We start from the raw sequence: 21,389 nt of genomic DNA, 5'->3' as shown, positions 1-21,389 counted from the left end.
GCCGATGCCGCCTGTCAGATCGCCCAGCCGCCGAGATAGAACACGGCGAGCACGACCGCGATCGCCACCGTGCCGACATTCAGCTTGCGCCATTCGCCCGCGACGACGCGGCCGATCACGAGCGTGGTGAAGCCGAGCATGATGCCCGTCACGATGTTCGCCGACAGCACGATATACACCGCGCAGACGAGCCCGGACATCGTGTCGACGGTATCGTCGAAATGGAGCTTGCTGACGTTGCCGAGCATCAGCAGGCCGACGTACATCAGAGCGGGCGCCGTCGCGTAGGAAGGCACGAGCGCGGCGAGCGGCGAGAGGAACATCACCACGAGGAACAGCACGCCGACGACCGTGGCCGCAAGGCCCGTCTTCGCGCCCGCCGCCACGCCCACCGACGATTCGATATACGCCGCCGCCGGCGCGCCGCCGAAGCACGCGGAGAAGATCGAGCTCAGCGAATCGGCGGTCAGCGCGCGGCCGCCGTTGACGATGCGGCCGTTCTTGTCGATCTGGCCCGCCTGACCGGCGACGGCGCGGATCGTGCCGGTCGCGTCGAACACGGCGGTCATCACGAGCGCCAGCACGCTCGGCAGCACGGCCATCGACAGCGCGCCCTTGATGTCCATCGCGCCGATCAGCGAGGTATGACCCGGCGCCGACAGCGACGGCAGCGCGAAGATGCCGTGAAAGCGCACGGACGGATCGAAGATCAGGCCGATCGCCGACAGGCCGACCACCACGAGCAGGATGCCGCCCGGCACGCGCCGGCGCTCCAGACCGAAGATCGCCGCGAGGCCGGCGACCGACATCAGCACCGGAAAGGCCGTGATATGTCCGAGCGAAACCGGCATGCCGGGCGCGGGATTCTTGATGATCAGGCCGACATCGTTCGACGCGATCAGCAGCAGAAACAGGCCGATGCCGATGCCCGTGCCATGCGCGACGCCCGTCGGCAGATTGCGCAGGATCCACGAGCGCACGCCGGTGACGGAGATCGCCGTGAACACGACGCCCATCAGAAACACCGCGCCGAGCGCAATGGCGGGCGTGAGGCCCTTGCCGAGCACGAGGCCGAAGGCCGTGAACGCCGTCAGCGAAATCGCGCAGCCGATCGCGATCGGCAGGCGCGCCCAGACGCCCATCAGGAGCGAGCCGAACGCCGTGGTGAGACACACGGCGACGAACACCGCGCTCGTGTCGAAGCCCGCCTTGCCGAGCATGCCCGGCACGACGAACACGGAATAGACCATCGCGAGGAACGTTGTGACGCCGGCGACGATCTCGCGCTTTTCCGTGCTGCCGGTTTGCGAAATGCCGAAGTAGCGATCGAGAAAGCCGCCGCCGCCAGGCTGATTGCTTTCGTCTCGTTCAGGGGACGCGATATCGATGTCGCCAAGCTGCTGGGCGGGGGATTCCATCATGAGCTGCTCCTTTATCAGCGCGCTGAAACGGCAACCGTGCGCCGCGCTCATTTGCGCGGGCACTGCGGGGCCATCGTCAGGGTCGTCTCGTATGTAGTTCTGGATGATGCCGAGTGACGTGCGCTTGCGGCTGCACTCGGTCAGGACAGAGACTAGGGGAACAGAGCGCGGGGTCCAATCCCATGAAAAACATGCCGGTCATGCCAAGGGGCTTATATGCCGCGAATCCCGCGCGGGGCGGGGCTTCGACCGGACCGTCCGGACGCCGGACTAGGGCAAACGCTAGTCCGGCCCGGGCCGCTATTTTACGTGATCGCCGTGGTGCGGCGCATCACTGGATGACGCGCGACACGCCGCGTCCACGCGGATCGGACATCGGTTCGGGCTTGTCGCCGTCGATGCGGATCGCCTGAATGTCGCCGTTGAAGCCTTGCATCGTGAACTTGTAGCCCTTGTCTTCGAGCTGCTTGATCACGCCGGCGTCGAGCTGGTGAAACGGCTCCTGGAAGATCGTGTTCGGCGGCAGCAACTGATGATGAAAGCGCGTCGCGCCCACGGCTTCGGCGAGCGGCATGTCGAAGTCGTACACGTTCGTGATGACCTGGAAGATCGACGTGAAGATGCGCGAACCGCCCGGCGTGCCGATCACCATCGCGACCTTGTCGTCCTTCGTGAGGATGGTCGGCGTCATCGACGAGAGCGGACGCTTCTTCGGCGCGATGGAGTTCGCATCGCTGCCGACGACGCCGAACATGTTCGGCACGCCCGGCTTCGACGCGAAATCGTCCATTTCGTCGTTGAGCACGACGCCCGTGCCTTCCGCGACCACGCCCGAGCCGAAGTAGCCGTTGATCGTGTAAGTGTTCGACACCGCGTTGCCCCATTTGTCGACGACGGAGAAGTGCGTCGTCTCCGCTTTCTCGGGCATCGACGTGCCGAGTCCCGGCTGCACGCTCTTCGTGTCCGAAGGCGTGTCGGGGTTCACTTCCTGCGCGCGCTTCAGGATGTAGTCGTCGTTGATGAGCTGCGCGACCGGCACCTTGTAGAAATCGGGATCGCCGAGATATTGCGCGCGATCCGCGAACACGCGCTTCTCGATTTCGGCGACGAGGTGAATGTACTGCGCGGAATCGAGCGGAACGTCCTGGAACTTGTCCTTGATATCGGCCTTCATCTTCAGCAACTGCACGAGGCCGACGCCGCCCGAGCTCGGCGGCGGCGCGGTGATCACGCGATAGCCGTTCCAGCTCGCGGTGATCGGCTGACGCCACACGGCCTTGTAGTCCTTCAGGTCGCGCGCGGTGATGAGGCCGTGGCCTTCCATCGACTTCGCGATCAGATTGGCGGTTTCGCCTTCGTAGAAGCCTTTCGCGCCTTTGTCGGAGATGCGCTGCAGCGTCATCGCGAGGTCGGGCTGCTTGAAGACCTGGCCCGCCTTCATGCCGCCGAAATAGAGATCGAAGTTGGTCTTGCCGGCGAAATCCTTCGAGGCGTCGTCGCGGCGCTTGATGAGCTGGTCGTCGACTTCGAAACCATCCTGCGCGTATTTGATGGCGGGCGCGAGCACCTGCTTCCATTTCAGCTTGCCGAAGCGCTTCTGCGCTTCCCACATGCCTTCGACCGTGCCCGGCACGCCGACCGCGCGATGCCCGTAGAGACTCATGCCCTTGATGACTTCGCCCTTGTCGTCGAGATACATGTTGCGCGTGGCCGAAAGCGGCGCGCGCTCGCGATAGTCGAGAAAGTACGGTCGATGATCGACGTAGAGCGTCATGAAGCCGCCGCCGCCGATATTGCCCGCCTCCGGATAGGTGACGGCGAGCGTGAAGGCGATAGCGACGGCTGCATCGACGGCATTGCCGCCTTGCTTGAAGATCTGCTCGGCGGTGTCGGCGGCGTATTTGTCCGCGACGGCGACGGCCGATGCCGTCAGAACGGCCGGCTGGCTGTCGGCGGTTTTCGCATAGGCGGGCGCCGTCTCGACGAATCCCGCCGTCATGAGCGCCGAAGCGGCGATGGCGCCGAGCGCGAAGGAGCGCAAGCGCGGTTCTTTAGTCAAAAGCATCTCCTTTATTCTCCTTTGTTACGTGCGACGAAAGACCAGACGCCTTATATACCACGAGCGCCGCCGTGCAACGGTCACGGCATCAGTTGGCCGCCGTTCACATCGATGATCTGCCCGGTCACATAGCGCGACATCGCCTCGGACGCGAGATAGAGGAATGCGCCGCTGCAATCGTCGGGCTCGCCGATGAAGCCCATCGGAATCGACTTGCGGAACGATTCGAGCTGTTCGGCCGAGGTGAAGCGTTCCTGGAACGGCGTCTGGATCACGCCCGGCGCGACGGCGTTCACGCGGATGCGATCGGGCATCAGTTCCTTCGCCATGCCCTTCGTGATCGTGCTGACGAAGCCCTTCGAAGCCGCATAGAGCAGCGCGCCCGGCCCGCCGCCGTTGCGCGCCGCCACCGACGTCACGTTGATGATCGAGCCGCCGCCGCCCTCGCGCAGCGAAGGCAGCGCCGCGCGCGTGAACGCGACGACCGAGCGCGCGTTGATGTGCATGATCTCGTCGAAGAGTTCGTCGCTCGCCGATGCGATCGGCTCGCGCTTCACGAGGCTGCCCGCGTTGTTGATGAGCACGTCGATCTTGCCGAAGGTATCGACGGCCTGCGCGACGGCGGCGTCGATGGCCTTCGAGTCGCGCACGTCGGCGCCGACGGTGATCGCCGTGACGCCGAGCGCGCGCACGTCCTTTGCGACTTCCTCCGCCTTGTCCTTCGAACTGTTGTAGTGAACCGCGACATTCGCGCCGTATTGCGCGAAGGCCCGCGCGGCCGCCGCGCCGATGCCGGTGCTCGCGCCCGTGATGAGGATCGATTTGCCTTTCAGATCGTGCATGAATGCTCCGTGTGGATGGTTTTGGAAGCGAAGCGACAAGCGAGAGTATGAAGCGAAGCGCGACTGCGCGTTCGCGGCGAGGCAACTGGCCGGCGGGTCAATCCGCGTTCGACGGGACGACATCCCCCGCGACGGCTTCGGGCGGCGCCTCGAACGAATAACGTTCGACCACGCGCTTGACCGAATTCCGGAACGACGCCACGAGATCCGAGCGGATGCCGCTGCTCGGATACGACAGCACGTATTCGTACTCGATGTCGGTCTCGAAGGGCCGCACGACCACGCCATGCGCGCGCCACACCTTCGCCGCGAACGGCTCGACGATCGAAATGCCGAGACCGCCCGCGACCATCGCGTAGCGCGTGTGAGCGGTGTCGGTGAAGACGGTGTAACGCGGCCGGTCTTCCGTCGACGAAATCAGCGATTGCTCCGCGTCGTAAGGCTGACGCGAATTCGGCAGCCAGCCGATGAGATTTTCGCCGCGCAAGTCGGACGGCCTCACGACCTTCTTTTTCGCGAGCTTGTGCGTGGCGGGCATCGCACAGGAAGCGCGCGCCTTCAGCAGCGTCTCCACTTCGATGCCCGCGACCGCCGGGAACGCGAGACTCAGCGCGATATCGGCCTTGTGGTTCTGAAGGTTGACGAGCACTTCGGGCACCTTCACCGAATCGACCTTGATCGGCACGCCGGGGTGACGCTCGGTGAAATCGGCGAGCACGGGCGGCAGGAGCGTCGTCGCGAGCACGGGCATGCACGCGACCGTGAGGCCATCGGACGCTTCCTCGCGGATCATGGCGGCGACCTGTTTCAGACGCTCCAGCCCGAGAAAGTTCTCTTCGACGGACTTGTAGAAGCGCAGGCCGGCGGTCGTCGGATTCAGGCGGCCGCCGATTCGGGAAAACAGGCTGAAGCCGAGATCGGCTTCGAGATCGGCGATCAGACGGCTGATCGCGGGTTGCGTCACATGGAGCTTTTTTGCTGCGCCGACACTGGTGCCGGTCATGATGAGGCTGCGAAAAGCCTCGATCTGTCGAAAACGGATCATCTCTCGGACGGCATTGAAGCGACTGTTATACGGCGACGCAATCTTATAGGAAACAAACACTTGCTGCCTTAAGCCAATTTGTGTTGAGAAACCCGAAAATTGCGCAAATCTGACAAATTGAACGACTATTCGAAAAATTTAGTGACTATAAGCACATGTGAGTGGCATCTCTCTTATTGATGCGAAATACTCGCCGCCAGCCTGAAGCGCGAATGAAAGCGTACGCGTAAGAATCGTTCGCGAAATGCGTGTTTTGTGCGTGCAATTGCCGCAACCACGCGTCGGCGACAAGAAAGCGCTTCGTTCGATTCGCCAAGTTCGAGGCCGGCTTGTTTATCCAGATTGCGATAAACAAGCCGATGCATGAAGGACTGCGAATCACCGCAAGTAAAACGAAAGAAGACAATCGACAATCGAGACAAAGAGAGGATTCCCCATGACGTTTTTTGCCGTTCCCCACGCATCGGTCCGACGCACGAAGCTCGCCGCCGCCGCGGCGCTGCTCGCCCTTTCCGCATTGAACGCGTCGGCCGCCATCGTGCCGCCCGGCGTCACGCTTGCCGCGAAACAGGAACTCGTGCGCAACAACGGATCGGAAACCGAGACGCTGGACCCGGCGATGGTGGAATCCGTCGGCGCCTATAACCTCACGACCGATCTGTTCGAGAGCCTCACTGCCACGAACAACGACGGCGCGGTCGTGCCGGGCGTCGCCGAGAAGTGGGAGCAGAAGGACGCGACGACCTGGATCTTCCACTTGCGCAAGAACGCCCGCTGGTCCAATGGCGACGCCGTCACCGCAAACGATTGCATCTACGGCATCCAGCGCTTCGTCGATCCGAAAACGGCGTCGTCCTACGCCAACGTGTTCGGCGTGTTCCTCCTGAACGGCGGCGACGTCACCGCCGGCAAGAAGCCCGTCAGCGCGCTCGGCGTGCGCGCGATCGATGCGTACACGGTCGAAGTCAAGACGTCCGGGCCGGTCCCGTTCATGCCCGAGCTGATGTCGAACCCGAACTTCGCGCCGGCGCATCGCGCGAGCGTCGAAAAATTCGGGAAGGAATGGACGAAGCCCGGCAACCTCGTGAGCAACGGTCCCTTCCAGTTGAAGGACTGGCAGGTCAACAGCAAGATCGTGATGGTGAAGAATCCGAACTACTGGGACAAGGCGAACGTTCAGTTGACGCAAGTCACGTATCTGCCGGTCGAGGACGAGAACACGGACGTCAAGCTGTTCCAGTCGGGCGAGAACGACATGACGTATCAGATGCCGACGGGAACGTATGCCAAATACGTCAAGCAGTTCCCGAACGACGCGCGCAATTCGCTGATCCTCGGCACGCGCTATTACAGTTTCAATAATCGCGATCCGCTGCTGAAGGACGTGCGCGTGCGCAAGGCGCTTTCGATGGTCGTCGACCGCGATCTGCTCGCGCAGCGCGTGACCGCCGATGGCCAGATTCCGCTGTATTCCGTGCTGCCCAAAGGCGTGTCCGGCGCGGACGTCACGACCTACGACTGGGCATCGTGGCCGATGGCCAAGCGCGTCGAGGAAGCGAAGAAACTGCTCGAACAGGCGGGCGTGAAGCCGGGCACGAAGCTGCGTCTCGCGATGAACACAAGCGACTACAACAAGAAAATGGCGATCTTCATCGCGTCCGAATGGAAGTCGAAGCTCGGCCTCACGATGGACATCGAGTCGATGGAGTTCAAGGTGCTGCTCAAGAAACGCCATGACGGCGACTATCAGATCGCCCGCAACGGCTGGGTTGCGGATTACAAGGACGCTTCGACCTTTGTGCAGCTCGTGACATGCGGCTCGGCCCAGAACGACAACGCCAACTGCAATCCGAAGGCTGACGCGCTCGTGAAGGAAGCGAGCCTGACCGAGGATCCCGCCAAACGCACGCAATTGCAAACCCAGGCCGTGAAGATGATCATGGACGATTACCCGATTCTGCCGCTGCTGCAATACGGCCTTCCGCGCCTCGTGAAGAGCTACGTCGGCGGCTATTCGCTGAAGAACCCGATGGATCACTACCACAGCAAGGACTTCTACATCGTCAAGCACTGACATCGTTGAAATCACTGCCATAAGCGAAGGGGAACGCTCATGTGGTCTTACACGTTGCGGCGCGTGTTGCTGACGCTGCCGACGCTTCTGATCGTCGTGACGATCTGCTATCTGCTGCTGCATGCGACGCCGGGCGGCCCGTTCGACGGCGAGCGCAAGGTGTCCGCCGAAGTGCTTGCGAACCTGCAGGCGAAGTACCACCTCGGCGAGCCGCTGTGGAAGCAGTATCTGCTCTATCTCGACGGTCTCTTGCACGGCGATCTCGGCGCGTCGTTCCGCTATGCCGACTGGAGCGTGAACGACCTCGTGCTGCGCGCGCTGCCGGTGTCGCTCGCCATCGGCGGCGTGTCGATGCTGCTCGCCATCGTGATCGGCGTCGCGCTGGGCGTCGCGGCGGCGCTGCGCCGCAACAGCATCGCGGACTATGCGCTCATGCTCGTCAGCAATGCGGGCAACGCGTTTCCGTCGTTCGTGCTCGGGCCGGTGCTGATCCTCGTTTTCGCGATCCTGCTGAAGTGGCTGCCCGCGGGCGGCTGGAACGACTTCCAGTTGCGTTATATGGCGCTGCCCATCGCGCTGCTCGTGATGATCAACGTCGCGACGGTCGGCCGCGTGACGCGCGCGAGCCTGATCGAAGTGCTGAACACGAACTACATCCGCACCGCCCGCGCGAAAGGCTTGCCGATGCGCACCGTCGTCCTGCGTCATGCGCTGAAGCCGACGCTGATTCCGGTCGTCTCGGTGATCGGGCCGCTCGCCATTTCGTCGATCACGGCGGCGGTCGTCACGGAATCGGTGTTCTCGCTGCCGGGCATCGGCAAGCTGATCGTGAACGGCGCGGCCAATCGCGATTACACGCTCGTGCTCGGCCTCGTCGTGCTGGTCACGGTGGTTGCGGTGCTGCTCAACCTGCTGGTCGATCTCGCGTATGCGTGGCTCGATCCGAAGATCCGTTATTGAAGGGCGCGCGATGAAATCTGCTTCTCTTGCACCCATGCTCGAAAAGGCGGTCGCGGGCCGCAGCCCGTGGCAGGACGCGCGCGCGCGTTTCCTGCGCAACAAGGCCGCCGTCGTGAGCCTGATCCTGCTCGTCCTGATCACGGTCGCGTGCATCGTCGGGCCGTGGCTTTTGCCGAACGAATTCGACTCCACCGACTGGAACGCGACGAGCATGCCGCCCGCGCTCGCGAACTGGCACCTCTTCGGCACCGACGACACCGGCCGCGATCTGCTCGTGCGCTGCCTGATCGGCGGCCGCGTCTCGCTGATGATCGGCGCGCTCGCCACACTGACTTCGGTCACGCTCGGCATCGTGTGGGGCGCGATCGCGGGCTTCGTCGGCGGACGCGTCGACAACGCGATGATGCGCATCGTCGACATGATGTACGCCATCCCGTATCTGCTCATCGCGATCCTGATGGTGACGCTGCTCGGCCGCGAGTTCTATCTCGTCGTCATCACCATCACGATTTTTTCGTGGATGGACATGGCGCGCGTCGTGCGCGGCCAGACGCTGTCGATCCGCTCGAAGGAGTACGTCGAGGCGGCGCGCGCGATCGGCGTGCCGACGCGCCGCATCATCGCGCGGCATGTGGTGCCGAATCTGCTCGGCATCGTCGCGATCTACACGACCGTCACCGTGCCCGCCGTCATTCTCACGGAATCGGTGCTGTCGTTTCTCGGACTCGGCGTGCAGGAGCCGATGACGAGCTGGGGCGTGCTGATCCAGGACGGCGTCGGCGCGATGGAATCGTCGCCGTGGATCCTGCTGTTCCCGGCTGCGTTGTTGTCGATCACGCTTTACTGCATCAACTTTGTCGGCGACGGGCTGCGCGACGCGCTCGATCCGAAGGACAGGTGAGCCATGCCGCTACTCGAAGTCAATGATTTGCAGGTCGAATTCCGGACGCACGACGCCACCGTGCGCGCCGTGAACGGCGTGAACTTCACGCTGGAGGAGGGCGAAACGCTCGGCATCGTCGGCGAGTCGGGTTCGGGCAAGAGCCAGAGCGTGCTCGCGATGCTCGGCCTGCTCGCATCGAACGGGCGCGCGCGCGGACACGCGCTGTATCGCGGCGAGAATCTCATCGGCATGTCGGATCGCGCGATGAACCGTATCCGCGGCAATCGCCTCTCGATGATCTTTCAGGACCCGATGAGCTCGCTCAATCCGTATCTCACGATCGAGCGGCAGATGACCGAAGTGCTGGAACTGCACAAGAACGTCACGCGCCGTGAAGCGAAGAAGCGCGCGATTTCGATGCTCGAGGCCGTGCGCATTCCGGAGGCGGCGCATCGTATCGGGCAGTATCCGCACGAGCTGTCGGGCGGCATGCGCCAGCGCGTGATGATCGCGATGGCTCTGCTGTGCGAACCCGAAGTGCTGTTCGCCGACGAGCCGACCACCGCGCTCGACGTCACCGTGCAGGCGCAAATCCTGCAATTGCTGCGCAACCTGCAACACGACTTCGGCACGTCGATCGTCTTGATCACGCACGATCTCGGCGTCGTCGCCGGGCTGTGCGAAAAGGTGATGGTGATGTACGGCGGCCGCGTGATGGAGCAGTGCGATGCGAACACGCTGTTCGCGCAGCCTTCGCATCCGTACACCATCGGCCTCTTGCGCGCGCTGCCGCGACTCGATCACGACGGCGGCGAACTGACCGGCATTCCCGGCAATCCGCCGAACATGGCGCATCCGCCGGCGGGCTGTCCGTTCCACGAGCGCTGCGCCGACGCGAACGAACAATGCGCCGCCGACGCGCCCGCGCTGAAGGCCGTCGAACCGGGCTGGCTTCGGGCGTGCCATCGTCCGGTTCATGGAATCACGAAGGAAGCGAGCCATGTCTGACGCGACGATTCTCTCCGTGCGCGACATGCGCGTGCATTTTCAGGTGAAGTCGAAGAACCGCCTGCCGTGGGCGCCGCGCCGTACGCTGAAAGCCGTCGACGGCGTGAGCTTCGACCTGAAGGCGGGCGAGACGCTCGGCGTCGTCGGCGAATCGGGCTGCGGCAAGTCCACCTTGTCGCGCGCGATCCTGAACCTCATTCCCGCGACGGCCGGCGAGATCGTCTGGATGGGCGCGACGCTCTCGGGCGCATCGGCGCGCGAATGGCATCGCGTGCGCGGCGACGTGCAGATGATCTTTCAGGACCCGCTCGCATCGCTCGATCCGCGCATGACGGTCGGACAGATCATCGCGGAGCCGCTCGTCGAGCATCGGCCCGGCATGAGCAAACGGGAAATCGACGAACGCGTGCGCGCGATGATGGCGAAGGTCGGTCTGCGCGAGCAGATGATCAACCGCTATCCGCACGAGTTCTCGGGCGGTCAGTGCCAGCGCATCGGCATTGCGCGCGCGCTGATCGTCGAGCCCAAGCTCGTGATCTGCGACGAGCCGGTGTCGGCGCTCGATGTGTCGATTCAGGCGCAGATCGTGAATCTGCTCAAGTCGTTGCAGAAGGAGATGAAGCTCGCGCTCATCTTCATCGCGCACGATCTGGCCGTGGTGCGTCATATCTCCGATCGCGTGATGGTGATGTATCTCGGCCGCGTGATGGAGCTCGCCGGGAAGCACGCGCTCTACGACACGCCGCGCCATCCGTACACGCGCGCGCTGCTGTCGGCGGTGCCGGTGCCCGATCCGTCGGTGGAGCGCGCCAAGACCGTGCAGATTTTATCGGGCGATATTCCGAGCCCGATCGATCCGCCTTCGGGCTGCGTGTTCCATACGCGTTGCCCGATGGCGCAGGCGCGTTGCTCGAATGAAGTGCCGGCGTTGCGCACGCTCGGCGCCGATTCGTCGGCGGCGTGCCTGTTTGCCTGAACGGCGGTACGCGCCAGATTAGAAAACCAACAATAGTCGAGGAAGACACCCCGCAATAACTCAAGTCCGATAACCGGGGCGGCCGTGCGTCGCCCGTCCTTTGCCCGGTTTGCCACGCCGCCTTTACGCCTCGACACTGCTTCGCGTTTCCGGGCAAGGTGCTTTGCAATCCTTAATTTCGATGAAAGCCGTTCGCAGTTGAATCAATACAAGTGGAGATTTTTTTCGTGAAAAAACAAAAACGTTCACTCGCGCTATCGATTTTGTTGTTCAGCGGTTTCATGGCTGCCGCAGTCGCCGCGCATGCCGATGAAACCGATGCGCAGCCGGTCTCGCGTCACACCGAAATGCCGCCGGATTCGCCGCCCAATACCGAGGCGGATGCACCGGTGAGCAGTCAGGCGAAATCGAAAGGCTTTATCGAGGATTCGCACGTCAACGTGCTGCTGCGCTCGTTCACCGAGCACGACGATTTCAAGGGCGAAGGCAAGCGGGACGCGTGGGTGCTCGGCGCGCAGGCCGTGTTCGAATCGGGCTATACGAAGGGGCTGATCGGGCTGGGCGGCGACGTGTCGCTCTTCGGCGCGTTCAAGCTGAATGGCGGCAACGGGGCGGGCAATCGCGTGCACGTTGGCACGGACGGCGGCGGGTCGAATCAACTGGCGTGGGCGTATCCGGGCGTGTGGGATGTGAAGGCGCGCGTGTCGAACACCGTGCTCAAGTATGGTCAGCAACTCTTCGACAACCCGTTCCTCTCGCCGCACGACAACCGCGCGTTGCCGCCGACTTACCGCGGCTTCTCGCTCGCCAGCGATGAGATCAAGAACCTCACGCTCAAAGCGGGCACCGTGGACGGCGTGCTCGCGCGCGGCATGACGACCGTTACCGGTCTCACGACCGAATACGCCGGCACGCACGTCTCGCGATTCACGTACTTCGGCGGCGACTGGACGCGCGGCGACGATACCGCGGTCTCGCTCTACGGCAGCGTCGCGAACGACGTTTGGCAGCAGTACTACCTGACGGCGACGCAGAGCATCGGCGATCCGAAGAGCATCCGCTGGACCGGCTCGCTGAACTACTACTACACGGGCGCGATCGGCGACAAGCGGCAAGGCCCGATCAACAACAACGCTTACTCGCTGGCGCTGGCCGGCACGCACGGCGCGCATACGGTGCAGGTCGCGTTCCAGCAGATCGTGAGCGATCAGACGTTCGACTACATGGGCCAGTCGGCGGGCGACTATCTCTCGAATTCGCTCGATGTGGACTACAACCAGCCGCACGAAAAGTCGCTGAGCCTGTCGTACACGCTGAACATGAAGGAGTACGGCGTACCGGGCCTCAAGTTCACGATGTGGAGCGCATATGGCTGGGGTGCGGACGGCAGCGCAATGGCCTACAGCGGTACGGCCAATGCGGCCAGCTACTGGTCGGGCAACAAGGTGGGCGAGGGTGAACCGCTCCACGGCACGCACTACGAATTCGGCGTGATTCCGAGCTACACGATCCCGGACGGCAAGTTCAAGAACACGTCGGTCAAGTTCTACTACATGCATCATCACAGGAACAGCGCCTACTATCCGGACGGAACCAGCGATGTGTACCGCCTGATGGTCAACGTGCCGGTGAATGTGTTCTAAAGCGTAAACCCTACAAAAATACCGGTTTACATTACGTTTAACTTTCACATATAAAGAGAGGGCGTGCTGCGGATTGCCATGTCTCGCCACGCTCATCGCCCGGCAGGCCTTTCTCTGCCGGGCTTTTTTTTGCCTGCTCGATGGGCGCTCATCGCAGCTTACATGTGCTTACGAAGACCGACTTCATAAGTGAAAACCCCGTCATTTCTTTCGCTTGACTTACTTGATATATCACATACTGTGTATATGCGACGCAGCATGAATGGCGTCGCGGGAGGCGTCGTTCGGCGTCCGCATACACAAGGCAATTGCCAAGGAGACAGGCATGGGAATGAACCAGATGGACCGCGAAGGCAAGGCGTCGCGCCTGGCGTCGCCGTGGGTGCAGTTGGTTTTCGGCGTGATTTGCATGGCGATGATCGCGAACATGCAGTACGGCTGGACGCTCTTCGTCAATCCGATCGACGAAAAGTACCACTGGGGCCGCGCGGCCATTCAGGTGGCGTTCACGATTTTCGTCGTGACGGAAACGTGGCTCGTGCCGGTGGAAGGCTATCTCGTCGACAAGTACGGGCCGCGCCCCGTCGTGGTCGGCGGCGGTCTGCTGTGCGCGATCGCGTGGGCGCTCAACTCGGTGGCGTCGTCGCTGCCGCTCCTGTACTTCGCGGCTGCTGTCGGCGGCGTCGGGGCGGGCGCGGTGTACGGCACGTGCGTCGGCAACGCGCTCAAGTGGTTCCCGCAACGTCGCGGACTCGCTGCGGGCATCACGGCGGCGGGCTTCGGGATGGGTTCGGCCGCGACCGTCGTGCCGATCGCGCACATGATCAAGGCGAGCGGCTACGAAGCGACATTCCTGTGGTTCGGTCTCGGGCAGGGGCTCGTGGTGTTTCTGCTCGGCATGGCGCTCTATGCGCCGCCCGCGCAGATGATCGCGTCGGTGAAGAGTGCGGTCAAGGCGGCGGTCTACAACGCGAGCCCGAAACAGGTGCTGGCATCGCCGATCTTCTGGGTCATGTACCTGATGTTCGTGATGATGGCCGCAGGCGGATTGATGGCGACCGCGCAGCTCGGGCCGATCGCGAAGGACTTCGGCCTGCACGATTCACCGGTGTCGCTGCTCGGACTGACGCTGCCCGCGCTGACCTTCGCGCTCACCATCGACCGCGTGCTCAACGGCCTGACGCGACCGTTCTTCGGCTGGGTCTCGGACCGCATCGGGCGGGAAAACACGATGTTCATCGCGTTCGCGATCGAAGCGGTGGGCATCGTCGCGCTCTCGAAGTACGGGCACAACCCGGTGGCGTTCGTCGTGCTGACCGGCATCGTGTTCTTCGCGTGGGGCGAAATCTACAGCCTCTTCCCGGCGACGTGCGGCGATACCTTCGGCCCGAAGTTCGCGGCGACCAACGCGGGCCTGCTCTACACGGCGAAGGGCACGGCGGCGTTGCTCGTCCCGTTCTCGAGCGTCATCACGACGATGACCGGAAGCTGGCATGCCGTGTTCATGCTCGCGTCGGGCATGGCGGCGATATCGGCGCTGCTCGCGCTTTTCGTGCTGAAGCCGATGCGCAACGCCCATTCGCAGAAGCACGCGCGCGCGGCGTCGCTGGACATGTCGTACACGCCCGTGAAGGAATAATGGGTAAGGCGTAATGTCGGCTGGGCGGGCGACCCGGCGTGTCGCCCGTTTCTAGTTATCGAGCTCGCGCTTTCCGCCGTTGCGACTAGTGACGCGGCTCGGGCCGCGTTGCGGATGCGCGTTTTGTCTTGCCGCCGGCAGGTGGTCTCCTCGCTCCCTTATCCCCGTGATTCGAGCGATCCTGCGGCTGCAGGACGGGCGTTCAACGCCGTCGCGGACTAGGGCGACGCGCGAAATGAAAGCAGATGACGTCGCGGATTCGACACACCGCGAAGCGCGGCGCAATACGCGAGACCTGCGCGTCCGTGAGCGTTCATGCTGTCTCCAGTCGATGTCGGCTTCAGCTATCGCCGACGGTTGCCCAATGAACGTAGTGTCGTCGCGAAGGATGCGCCCGCAAACCCGGCTCGCGCGGGGAACGCGCGCTTATTCGGGAGATAGACGAAGCGAGCCCCGCCTGCGGAGGGAAAGCGAATCCGCCGCAGCCGGAAAGCGTGAGACGAGCGTCGCCGCTCCGAGAATACGAAGGGGCTTCGTGGTGACATCGGAATCGAAAGATGTCGCCGGTTCAGTCCGGCTTGCCATCCGCACGCGGCTTCCAGAGCGGCACCGCATAAGCCGCGACGTACAGCCCGAACGCGAGCACCCAGCAGATGCCCGCGGCATCGATCCACGTCGAGTGCCAAGCGGGCGCGGCGAGCGGCCCGAACACGCGCAGCGCGCCCGCCGCGATCACGAGCGCATAGCACGCGATGTCGCGCTTGTCCGCGACGAGCGGCCGTCCCGTATGTCCGCGCGCGGTGCGGGTGATCATCGCGATGATCGCGCCGCCGATAGCGCCGGCTGCGAACGCGTGCATCGCGAGGCTATGGGGCACGCGCGTCCATCCGAGTGCGGACAACGCGAGCAGCGCGAAGCCGAGCGGCAGCCACGCGTAGGCGACATGCAGGATCGAGAGAATCGGCCGTCCGCGCACCGCGTACGAGCGCCAGCCGATCATCCGCGCGACATGCACGCCGCAGGCCAGCAAGGCGAGCGGGGCGACGACCGCGCCATCGAGCGCGAAGGCATCCGCGAAGAACGCCGCGAGCGTGACGAGCGCGACCGTCGACTCGACGATGCGCCAGCGCCGCGCGACGAAGCCGGGAATCGCGTTGGCGGTGAACATCGGGATGACGCGTCCGCCGATCACGCTGACGAGCAACACGACGATGCCCGCCGAGGCATACACGGCGCGCATCGAGAGATCGGCGCGGGCGTCGATCGCAAAGGCATGAAACGCCGCGTTCAGCGCGCCGAACGCGAGCAGCACGGCGGCAAGAAAATAATTGCGCCGGTTGCCCGCGTTCACGAGCACGCGCAGCAGCAAAAGCGCCGCGACGGGCAGAAACGCGCTATCGACGATCGCGGCCGGCAGCGCGGGGCCGCTCCATACGAGCACTCGCGCGGCGAGCCACAGCAGCGCGAGCGCGGCGAGCATCGCGCCCTTGGCCGTGTCGCGGCCGGTCCACGCGCGCACGGCGGTCAGCAGAAAGCCGACGATGATCGCCGCCGCGAAGCCGAACACCATTTCGTGCGCGTGCCAGCCGATCGGATCCGCACGCAGCAGATAATCGCCCGAAAGCGGCACGCCCGACAGCACGAGCAGCCAGATCGTCAACGCGAGTGCGCCGAACGCCGCGCCGCACAGATAGAACGGCCGGAAGCCGAGATCGAGCAGCGCGACGCGCCGCCGATGCTTCGGATCGCGCCTCTGCGGCGCCGCGACGAAAACGGTATTGGGTTCCGCGATCTTCATGACGTCCTCAAGATGAAGCGGTCGTGCGCGCGAGCGCGAGGCACGCGAGCGAGCGCACGCACAAATAACCGATGAAAAGATTCGCGCCGACGAACATCGGCAATGCGAGCGCATGCGCGACGCTCACGCCTGCAAGTGCGAGCTTCGCGCACGCAAGCGTCCCCGAAGCCACGCCGAAGCTGTACGCCCACCACGAATACGCGAACGGCTGCGCGCCGAGCCACGATTTCAGCCGCAAGCCGACGAGCAACTGAAAGAGGCCGTAGCCGAGCAGCATGACGAGCCAGCGATCCGTCGAATCCGGCGCGACGGCGAGCATTGCCGCCGCGCACACGAACGGCGGCGCGAACTGAATGCCGACGAGCGAGCGCTCTGCGACAGGCATCGGCTCGCGATGCCACAGCCTGCGGATCACGAGCGGCTCGAGCGCGAGCCACGAGAAGACGCCCGCGCCGAGCAGCAGCCACGCCCAGTCGGCGGCGCCGAGTGCGCCGAGCGCCGCCGCGCCGGTGAAGTTGCCGGCGACCGTCGGCAGATAGATCGTCGGCGCGGTATCGGCGATATCGCGGCCGCCTTGCCACAACCGGCCCGTGTGCCACACGGCGAACGCGAGATGCCACGCGATGCCCGCGATCGTCAGCAGCCACGCGAGCGCGCGCGAATACGGCAGCACCGCCTGCGCGACGAGGAACGTCGAAATGCCGATGAGCGCGGGCGTCGCGCCGCCGACCGGATGCGCGAATTCATCGGCGACGCGCGCCGGATCGCGCAACGCATGCGCGCCGTACGCGAGCACGAGCGCGCCCCAGACGAGCGTCGCGGCAGCGAGCACCGCTTCGCCCGCGAGCGCCGGCGCGTGCCACAGCCTCACCGCGACACGCCACGATTGCCCGAGCCCGGACAGACCGGGCACGATGCTGAAAAGCGAAGCGGGGACGCGGGAGCGGTTCACGATGTCATCGCCTCGGTCAGTGCGGAATCGGCTGCTTGACCGGATCGTTTTCGCCGACGATCGCGAACACGAGCAGCTTCGCGGGTTTCGTCGCGCTCGCATTCTTCGACACGATGTGATGCGCGCCCGGCGGCTCGTACCACGATTCGCCGGGGCCATACGTCTTCGCGGCCGAGCCTTCGAGCTGCGACGTCACGTGGCCTTCGAGCACGTAAGCGAAGATCGACCCCGGATGCATGTGCGCTTCCGACGCCTGTCCCGGCTTGTACGAGACGGTCGCCATCAGCACGTTCTTGCCGGCGGCCTCGGGAATGGCCTGCTTCATCACCGGCGCGACGACCTCCTCGCCCTTCGTGTCGTGTGCGCCGGCATGCGCCGCGCCGATCATCAGCGCGGCGGCCAGCACGAGAGACTTGCGCATGCTCATGTCGATGTCCTCACGCGGGCGTCTTGCGGAACGCGATCGCGAAGCGGTTCCAGCTATTGATCGCGCAAATCAGCAGCGTCAGGTCGACGATTTCCTCGTCGCTGAAGTGCGGCTTCACGGCTTCCCACACGCTGTCGGGCACGTGATCGTGCGACACCAGCGTCAGCGCTTCGGTCCAGGCGAGCGCGGCGCGTTCGCGGTCGGTGAAGAACGGCGTTTCGCGCCACACGACGACCGTCGCCAGACGCCGGTCCGTTTCGCCGCCTTTGCGCGCATCGGTCGTGTGCATATCGACGCAGAACGCGCAGCCGTTGATCTGCGATGCGCGCAGACGCACCAGTTCGGTCAGCGATTTTTCGAGCGCCGACTTGGCGATACGCTCCTCCACGCCGACGAGCGCCTTGATCGCGGCGGGGCTGGCCTTGTAAAAGTCGAGACGGGGTTCCATGGTCGTATCCTCTTTGCTTGGGTTTGGAGCGTGCGCCACAGCGGCGCGACAAGAGAAGATTAGGCTTCGTAGTGGCGTTTTTGAATGACCGGTTTTATGGAATTTCAGGTGACCACTAAAATCGCTTTCCGCTGCTCCGGTGCGCGCCAAAAACCCGCGGGCGAACGCGCCGCGGGTCGAAGAAGACAATCTCGGACGCGGAATCAGTCGAGCGCCGCGGCCGGGCCGAAGAACTCGTAACGGCTCTGCGCCTCGGGCACGCCGAGCGCCTTCAGATGCTTTTTCACCGCCTTCATGAACGCCTTCGGGCCGAGGAAATACGCGTCGACATCGCGGTTCCTGGGCAGCCACGTGTCGAGCAGCTTTTCGTCGACGAAACCGATGCCATGCGCTTCATGATCGCCGTCGCGCGGGTGCTCGTAGCAATAGAAGCGCTTGAGCTGCGGATGACGGGCCGCCAGTTCCTCGATGACCGCACGGAACGCGTGCACGCCGCCGTGCCGCGCCGAGTGAATGAAGTGGATCGGGCGCTTCGTCTGGAGCGCGGCTTGCAGCATCGCGAGCGTCGGCGTGATGCCGACACCGCCGCTGATCAGCACGAGCGGCTTCTCGCTGTGTTCGAGCCTGAAGTCGCCGGAAGGCGGAAAGAGATCGAGCACGTCGCTTTCGCGCACGTTCTCATGCAGGAAGTTCGACACCTTGCCGTTCGCCTCGCGCTTCACGCTGATGCGATATTCGCGTCCGTTCGGCGCCGCGGAAAGCGAATAGTTGCGGCGCAGTTCGTCGCCGTCGATCGTCACGCGCAGGCCGATGTACTGGCCCGGATGGAAGTCGAGCAGCGCGCCGCCATCTTCCGGCACGAGATAGAACGACGTGATCTCGTCGCTTTCCTGTTCCTTGCGGGCGACGACGAAACGCCGCGTGCCGCGCCATCCGCCCGGCGCGTTTTCGCGCTCGCTGTACATGCCTTCCTCTAGCCCGATCAGCAGATCGGCGAGTTGGCCATAGGCGGCGGCCCAGGCTTCGATGACGGCGTCGGTGGCGATCTCCTCGCCGAGCACTTCGCGGATCGACGCGAGCAGGCAGCTTCCGACGATCGGATAATGCTCCGGCAGGATGTTCAGCGCGACGTGCTTGTTGATGATCTGGCCGACGAGCCCGCCGAGCTTCTCCAGTTCGTCGATATGCCGCGCATACATCAGCACGCCGTTGGCGAGCGCGCGCTGCTGTGCGCCGCTTGCCTGGTGCGCCTGATTGAACATCGGGCGCACTTCGGGATACTCGGTGAGCATCTTGTTGTAGAAGTGCGTGGTGAGCGCCTCGCCGCCGCTTTCCAGCAGGGGGACGGTTGCCTTGACGATGGCACGGTGTTCGGCTGACAGCATTCTTCGGTTCCTCGTGTGATGAAAGGCGGAAGCGGGGCGCGTCCGCGTCGAAAATCTTCGGGTAGTCTTCATACAGGAACCGTGCCAGAGTAGAATCGTCGATAAATCAATTGCTTATTTCAATTCATGGTCGATTCGACTCTAGTCAAAAAGACTGCCGAAGTAGTCGCAATGACTTCGCGCGTGCTGCTCGACGCTCTCGTTCCGCTGATCGAGGACCTGTCGAGCGAGATGCCCGAGGCCGAGCGCTATCGCCGTTTGCTGCACACGCTGCGCGCGCTTTTTCCGGGCGACGCCACCGCGCTCCTGCGGCTCGACGGCGATACGCTCGTGCCGCTCGCCATTGACGGTCTCTCGGGCGACACGCTTGGGCGGCGCTTTCGCGTCAGCGAGCATCCGCGATTCGCGCGCATCCTCGCGCACGAGTCGCCGACGCGTTTCGCCGCCAGCTCCGATCTGCCCGATCCCTACGACGGTCTCGTCAAGGGCGTGAGCGGTCATCTCGAAGTGCACGACTGCCTCGGCTGCCCGCTCATCATCAACGGGCGCGCGTGGGGGCTGCTGACGCTCGACGCGCTCGATCCGGCGCGCTTCGACAACATCGACATGGCGTCGCTGCAGGCGTTCCTGAGTCTCGCGGCGGCGACCGTGAGCGTGGCCGAGCGCATCGACACGCTCGCGCGACGCGGCGAGGCCGAACGTCAGCGCGCGGAGGTTTATCGGCAGGCGAGCGGGCCGCGCCGGCGCGAAATGATCGGCAGCAGCGCGCCGCATCATCGCTTGCTGGAGGAAATCGCGATCGTCGCGTCGAGCGAACTGACCGTGCTCGTCACCGGCGAGACGGGTGTCGGCAAGGAACTCGTTGCGAGCGAGATCCACGCGCTGTCGCCGCGCGCCGACAAGCCGCTCATCAGCCTGAATTGCGCGGCGCTGCCGGATACGCTCGTCGAAAGCGAACTCTTCGGGCACGTGCGCGGCGCGTTCTCGGGGGCGTCGTCGGACCGGCGCGGCAAGTTCGAACTCGCCGACGGCGGCACGCTCTTTCTCGACGAAGTCGGCGAACTGCCGCTGCCGGTTCAGGCGAAGCTGCTGCGCGTGCTGCAGAACGGGCAGTTGCAGCGCATCGGCTCGGACAACGAACACAAGGTCGATGTGCGGCTCATCGCCGCCACCAATCGCGATCTCGCCGAGGAAGTGCGCGAAGGGCGTTTTCGGGCGGATTTCTATCATCGGCTGTCGGTGTATCCGCTCGTGGTGCCGCCGTTGCGCGAACGCGGACGCGACGTCCTGCTGCTCGCGGGCTATTTCCTCGAACAGAACCGCTCGCGTCTGGGCCTCCTGAGCCTGCGTCTTTCCGCCGACGCGCAGGCCGCGCTGCTTGCGTATCGCTGGCCCGGCAACGTGCGCGAGCTGGAGCATCTGATCGGGCGCAGCGCGCTGAAGGCGCTCGCGGCGCATCGGGAGCGTCCGCGCATTCTCACGCTCACCGCCGCCGATCTGACGCTCAACGGCGATGGCGCGGCCGCCGCGACGAGCGCGCCGCCGCCGCAGGCATCGGCATTGCCCGCGCCGGGCACCGACTTCCGCGACGCGGTGACGGGCTACGAGCGCACGCTCATCCTCGATGCGCTGAAGCGCCACAACCAGAACTGGGCGTCGGCGGCCCGTGAGCTCGGTCTGGATCGCGCGAATCTCAATCGGCTCGCCAGGCGGCTCGGTCTAAAGTGACTGGCGCTTGTCTTGAAATAATTCCTCGGATCATTGGGAGCCGCTCTCAGCACGCCGCAACCGGAAAAACCGAATTCATTGCGTATCTCAAAAAAATGCGT

General features: G+C 64.2%; 17 protein-coding genes. 8 read left to right on the top strand and 9 right to left on the bottom strand.

The features are described from left to right. Positions 1–14 precede the first annotated feature (14 nt). The 4 genes from NOV72_RS03310 to NOV72_RS03295 form a co-directional block, all read right to left on the bottom strand. Positions 15–1,421 (bottom strand): NCS2 family permease, encoded by a 1,407-nt coding sequence (locus NOV72_RS03310; RefSeq protein ID WP_106853271.1) that lies wholly within the window; start codon positions 1,419–1,421, stop codon positions 15–17. 331 nt (positions 1,422–1,752) lie between these two features. Then, positions 1,753–3,420 carry a gamma-glutamyltransferase gene (gene ggt, locus NOV72_RS03305; protein WP_425428708.1) on the bottom strand — a complete coding sequence of 556 codons (1,668 nt, stop codon included), beginning with the start codon at positions 3,418–3,420 and terminating at the stop codon, positions 1,753–1,755. 140 nt (positions 3,421–3,560) lie between these two features. After that, positions 3,561–4,322, bottom strand: a complete 762-nt coding sequence (locus tag NOV72_RS03300; protein ID WP_106853107.1) for an SDR family NAD(P)-dependent oxidoreductase — start codon at positions 4,320–4,322, stop codon at positions 3,561–3,563. A 97-nt stretch (positions 4,323–4,419) separates the two neighbouring features. Continuing rightward, entirely contained in the window at positions 4,420–5,367 is a 948-nt protein-coding gene (locus NOV72_RS03295; RefSeq protein ID WP_106853106.1) for a LysR substrate-binding domain-containing protein, read from the bottom strand. Between the two features lie 436 nt (positions 5,368–5,803). On the opposite strand from NOV72_RS03295, the gene NOV72_RS03290 reads away from it, so the two are divergent. The 7 genes from NOV72_RS03290 (at position 5,804) to oxlT (ending at position 14,550) form a co-directional block, all read left to right on the top strand. Continuing rightward, a complete protein-coding gene (locus NOV72_RS03290; protein ID WP_106853105.1) occupies positions 5,804–7,441 on the top strand; it encodes a peptide ABC transporter substrate-binding protein in 1,638 nt (545 codons plus the stop codon). Positions 7,442–7,480: 39 nt separating this feature from the next. Beyond that, positions 7,481–8,401 (top strand): oligopeptide ABC transporter permease OppB, encoded by a 921-nt coding sequence (gene oppB / locus NOV72_RS03285; protein WP_106853104.1) that lies wholly within the window; start codon positions 7,481–7,483, stop codon positions 8,399–8,401. Between the two features lie 10 nt (positions 8,402–8,411). Continuing rightward, positions 8,412–9,302 carry an ABC transporter permease subunit gene (locus tag NOV72_RS03280; RefSeq protein ID WP_181290815.1) on the top strand — a complete coding sequence of 297 codons (891 nt, stop codon included), beginning with the start codon at positions 8,412–8,414 and terminating at the stop codon, positions 9,300–9,302. Positions 9,303–9,305: 3 nt separating this feature from the next. Then, entirely contained in the window at positions 9,306–10,292 is a 987-nt protein-coding gene (locus tag NOV72_RS03275) for an ABC transporter ATP-binding protein (protein ID WP_106853102.1), read from the top strand. Then, positions 10,285–11,268, top strand: coding sequence for a murein tripeptide/oligopeptide ABC transporter ATP binding protein OppF (oppF, locus tag NOV72_RS03270; RefSeq protein ID WP_106853101.1), 984 nt, complete (start codon positions 10,285–10,287; stop codon positions 11,266–11,268). Before NOV72_RS03275 ends, oppF begins: the two co-directional genes overlap by 8 nt. A 227-nt stretch (positions 11,269–11,495) precedes the next feature. Beyond that, positions 11,496–12,911, top strand: coding sequence for an OprD family outer membrane porin (locus NOV72_RS03265; RefSeq protein WP_106853270.1), 1,416 nt, complete (start codon positions 11,496–11,498; stop codon positions 12,909–12,911). A gap of 325 nt (positions 12,912–13,236) precedes the next feature. Continuing rightward, positions 13,237–14,550, top strand: a complete 1,314-nt coding sequence (gene oxlT / locus NOV72_RS03260; RefSeq protein ID WP_106853269.1) for an oxalate/formate MFS antiporter — start codon at positions 13,237–13,239, stop codon at positions 14,548–14,550. A 568-nt stretch (positions 14,551–15,118) separates the two neighbouring features. Here oxlT and NOV72_RS03255 read toward each other — a convergent pair. From NOV72_RS03255 to hmpA, 5 genes are all read right to left on the bottom strand, one after another. Continuing rightward, positions 15,119–16,348, bottom strand: coding sequence for an NnrS family protein (locus NOV72_RS03255; RefSeq protein ID WP_106853100.1), 1,230 nt, complete (start codon positions 16,346–16,348; stop codon positions 15,119–15,121). Positions 16,349–16,355: 7 nt separating this feature from the next. Further along, on the bottom strand, positions 16,356–17,300 hold the full coding sequence (gene tehA, locus NOV72_RS03250) for a dicarboxylate transporter/tellurite-resistance protein TehA (RefSeq protein ID WP_106853099.1): 945 nt from the start codon (positions 17,298–17,300) through the stop codon (positions 16,356–16,358). A gap of 16 nt (positions 17,301–17,316) precedes the next feature. Beyond that, the gene (locus NOV72_RS03245) at positions 17,317–17,727 is read right to left on the bottom strand and encodes a cupin domain-containing protein (protein WP_106853098.1); all 411 of its coding nucleotides are present in this window, start codon (positions 17,725–17,727) and stop codon (positions 17,317–17,319) included. Between the two features lie 10 nt (positions 17,728–17,737). Then, positions 17,738–18,175 (bottom strand): carboxymuconolactone decarboxylase family protein, encoded by a 438-nt coding sequence (locus NOV72_RS03240; protein WP_106853097.1) that lies wholly within the window; start codon positions 18,173–18,175, stop codon positions 17,738–17,740. A 203-nt stretch (positions 18,176–18,378) separates the two neighbouring features. Next, positions 18,379–19,560, bottom strand: a complete 1,182-nt coding sequence (gene hmpA / locus NOV72_RS03235) for an NO-inducible flavohemoprotein (protein WP_106853096.1) — start codon at positions 19,558–19,560, stop codon at positions 18,379–18,381. Positions 19,561–19,686: 126 nt separating this feature from the next. On the opposite strand from hmpA, the gene norR reads away from it, so the two are divergent. Continuing rightward, on the top strand, positions 19,687–21,288 hold the full coding sequence (gene norR / locus NOV72_RS03230; RefSeq protein WP_106853095.1) for a nitric oxide reductase transcriptional regulator NorR: 1,602 nt from the start codon (positions 19,687–19,689) through the stop codon (positions 21,286–21,288). Positions 21,289–21,389: the final 101 nt, after the last annotated feature.

The sequence above is a fragment of the Caballeronia novacaledonica genome, from assembly GCF_900258035.1.
Classification (GTDB): Bacteria; Pseudomonadota; Gammaproteobacteria; order Burkholderiales; family Burkholderiaceae; genus Caballeronia; species Caballeronia novacaledonica.
Note: the sequence above shows the minus strand (reverse complement) of the source record. Positions and strands in the feature narration are given on the sequence as shown.

Bases quoted from the DNA above. Each gene is read 5' to 3' on its own strand.
- NOV72_RS03310 (WP_106853271.1), bottom strand. From the start codon at position 1,421: ATGATGGAATCCCCCGCCCAGCAGCTTGGCGACATCGATATCGCGTCC.
- ggt (WP_425428708.1), bottom strand. From the start codon at position 3,420: ATGACGGCGGGATTCGTCGAGACGGCGCCCGCCTATGCGAAAACCGCC.
- NOV72_RS03300 (WP_106853107.1), bottom strand. From the start codon at position 4,322: ATGCACGATCTGAAAGGCAAATCGATCCTCATCACGGGCGCGAGCACC.
- NOV72_RS03295 (WP_106853106.1), bottom strand. From the start codon at position 5,367: ATGATCCGTTTTCGACAGATCGAGGCTTTTCGCAGCCTCATCATGACC.
- NOV72_RS03290 (WP_106853105.1), top strand. From the start codon at position 5,804: ATGACGTTTTTTGCCGTTCCCCACGCATCGGTCCGACGCACGAAGCTC.
- oppB (WP_106853104.1), top strand. From the start codon at position 7,481: ATGTGGTCTTACACGTTGCGGCGCGTGTTGCTGACGCTGCCGACGCTT.
- NOV72_RS03280 (WP_181290815.1), top strand. From the start codon at position 8,412: ATGAAATCTGCTTCTCTTGCACCCATGCTCGAAAAGGCGGTCGCGGGC.
- NOV72_RS03275 (WP_106853102.1), top strand. From the start codon at position 9,306: ATGCCGCTACTCGAAGTCAATGATTTGCAGGTCGAATTCCGGACGCAC.
- oppF (WP_106853101.1), top strand. From the start codon at position 10,285: ATGTCTGACGCGACGATTCTCTCCGTGCGCGACATGCGCGTGCATTTT.
- oxlT (WP_106853269.1), top strand. From the start codon at position 13,237: ATGGGAATGAACCAGATGGACCGCGAAGGCAAGGCGTCGCGCCTGGCG.
- NOV72_RS03255 (WP_106853100.1), bottom strand. From the start codon at position 16,348: ATGAAGATCGCGGAACCCAATACCGTTTTCGTCGCGGCGCCGCAGAGG.
- NOV72_RS03245 (WP_106853098.1), bottom strand. From the start codon at position 17,727: ATGAGCATGCGCAAGTCTCTCGTGCTGGCCGCCGCGCTGATGATCGGC.
- NOV72_RS03240 (WP_106853097.1), bottom strand. From the start codon at position 18,175: ATGGAACCCCGTCTCGACTTTTACAAGGCCAGCCCCGCCGCGATCAAG.
- hmpA (WP_106853096.1), bottom strand. From the start codon at position 19,560: ATGCTGTCAGCCGAACACCGTGCCATCGTCAAGGCAACCGTCCCCCTG.
- norR (WP_106853095.1), top strand. From the start codon at position 19,687: ATGGTCGATTCGACTCTAGTCAAAAAGACTGCCGAAGTAGTCGCAATG.